The sequence below is a fragment of the Oleiphilus sp. HI0080 genome (genome assembly GCF_001635135.1).
In genome coordinates this window covers 1-2395 of the sequence record NZ_LWFU01000657.1, presented here as the reverse complement: position 1 = coordinate 2395, position 2395 = coordinate 1, and the positions used below count along the sequence as shown (strand labels likewise).

Below are 2395 nucleotides of genomic sequence, written 5' to 3'. Positions count from 1 at the left end.
TCTCAGCGGTAGAGGACATCCTCAGCGATTATCCATCAAATGAGTTTTGTGCCTTCGTGGCGATACCCTCGACCAACCTAAATCGCCTAAGAACCCGATTGTACTTAAAGCTCAAGAACATGGGCTACGAGTTCGCGACCTACATTAGCAGCAGAGCGTTTGTTTGGAGAAATGCCAAAGTTGGGGAAAATTGCTTCATTTTCGAAAACAATGTTGTTCAGCCTTTTGTGACGATCGGCGACAACTGCATTCTCTGGAGTGGCAACCATATAGGCCATCGTACCGTCATTGAGGACCATTGTTTCTTATCATCCCACGTGGTCGTTTCCGGGTACTGTTCGATAGGACACTCGTGCTTCCTGGGGGTGAATGCGACGTTTAATGACAATACCACTCTAGCGCATAGCTGCATTGTTGGCTCGGCGAGCCTGGTGAACAAATCATTGTTGGAGCCTGAGAGCATATATGTGGGCTCACCAGCCAAAATAGTCCCTGGAAAATCCAGCTTAGGAGTTAAGCTTTAATGCAATTTAACTGGAAAAAACACGGGCTAATTTTTTCAAAACCCCAAATGCCTGACTGGGCGTGCGCGGGCGCGCTAACTCCGACTCCGTTCAACTTAAACGCAGAAACAATTCGGGTATATTGCGGGTTTAGAGACAATGAAGGTGTAAGCCGTATCGGCTACGTCGACTTATGCTCTGAGAATCCCTCTATCGTAAAACGAGTATCTAAGAAACCTGTTCTCGATACTGGCCGTTCCGGATGCTTCGACGACAATGGCGTCATTCTGGGAGACGTACTCAAAGCGCCGAATGGCGAGATACGCATGTACTATGTCGGCTTCCAGCTCGTTAAAAATGTAAAGTTCCTCGCTTTTTCAGGACTTGCAACCAGCTCTGACGGTGAGAACTTCACGCGCGTCTCCGAAGCACCCATTCTGGATCGGGCAAAGAATGGCGTGATGATTAACGCCATCCATTCAGTAAGATTCGAAAACGATAAATGGCGTATCTGGCATGCTATGGGCGATGGCTGGCAAAACATCGCAGGTACGGATTACCCTCAATATAATATTTGGCATAGCTACTCGAACGACGGACTTACCTTCGAATCGAACCCACAGCTATGCGTCGATAACAAAGACAATGAGTACAGAATCGGACGCCCTTCTGTTTACAAATTCGACGATCAATTTTTTATGCTTTTTACAAGCGGATCAAAGACGGGAGAGGATTACTTTCCGGGACTCGCCACGTCGCCCGATGGCATAGAATGGACAAGGAACGACAACGCGCTGAATTTAACGCTTGGCGCAGAAGGCAGTTTTGATAGCAAGCACCTTTGTTACCCTCGGTTATTTAAAAGCAACAACTCCTTGTGGGCAGTCTATAACGGAAACAATATGGGACAGGACGGTTTTGGCCTTTTGGAGATGGTCAATTGATTTCATGCATCCAATATGCCAGCGACAAAGAGCAAGAGTGGGATCAATTTGTCGAGTCGTCAAAATCACCACTATTTTTCTTCATGCGACGCTTTGTAGAGTACCATCGCGACCGCTTTGAAGATCAATCCCTCATGTTTTACGATGACAATAAACTCATCGCAGTTCTGCCCGCTTCCAGACATGAAGACACGATCGTATCTCATGGAGGGCTTACATATGGAGGCCTCCTTATAGGGGATAAAGTAAGAGCCTCATCAATGCTCGAGTTGTTCGAGAGCCTCACGAATTTCTGCAAAAAAGACGGCTGTGTATCGCTTCGCTATAAAGCGATCCCTCATGTTTTTCAACGCTCGATGTATCAAGATGATTTGTATGCCCTGATGAAAGAAGGTGCAACTTTGTCGCGCAGAGACCTATCAAGCGTGATCGATCTCAAGGCTCGCCCAAAGATCTCAAAAGGCCGAAAATGGTTAATAAACAAGGCAAAGAAAGAGTCTGTTACCGTAAGCAAATCGCAAGACTGGCAAGCATTTCATGCTTTACTTAGTAGCGTACTATCCAAGCATGGTGCGAGCCCCGTCCACAGCGCCGCAGAACTCGAATATCTACATTCATGCTTCCCTGAAAATATCTCTTTGGAGATGGCCGAACAGAATGGCACCCTGATGGCAGCCACCTTACTGTTTAAATTCGATAATATTACGCACACACAATATATGGCCACCTCAGACGAAGGAAAGGCCGTGGGGGCGCTCGATTTTCTGATAGAAAACTGTATCCAAGATGCCATGTCACAAAACCAACAATATTTTAGCTTTGGCATCTCTACCGAAGAGAACGGAACCATCCTTAACGGCGGCCTAATTGCGCAAAAAGAGAGCTTTGGTGGTAGAGGGTTAGCGATCGATACGTACACGTTGCCATTAGACAGCGCGAAATCCGTTT

3 protein-coding genes are annotated in these 2395 nt (G+C 46.7%); all 3 read left to right on the top strand.

Annotated elements, in window-relative coordinates; genetic code table 11:
- The first annotated feature begins 119 nt into the window (after nt 1-119).
- Complete coding sequence (locus A3751_RS23900) at nt 120-524, top strand: acetyltransferase (RefSeq protein ID WP_369821246.1); 405 nt, start codon at nt 120-122, stop codon at nt 522-524.
- On the top strand, nt 524-1447 hold the full coding sequence (locus A3751_RS14305; RefSeq protein WP_068457300.1) for a hypothetical protein: 924 nt from the start codon (nt 524-526) through the stop codon (nt 1445-1447). The genes A3751_RS23900 and A3751_RS14305 overlap by 1 nt, the downstream gene beginning before the upstream one ends.
- Nucleotides 1444-2395, top strand: a 952-nt coding sequence (locus A3751_RS14300) for a GNAT family N-acetyltransferase (protein ID WP_068457296.1), incomplete at its 3' end; no start/stop codon positions are given. The genes A3751_RS14305 and A3751_RS14300, both read left to right, overlap by 4 nt.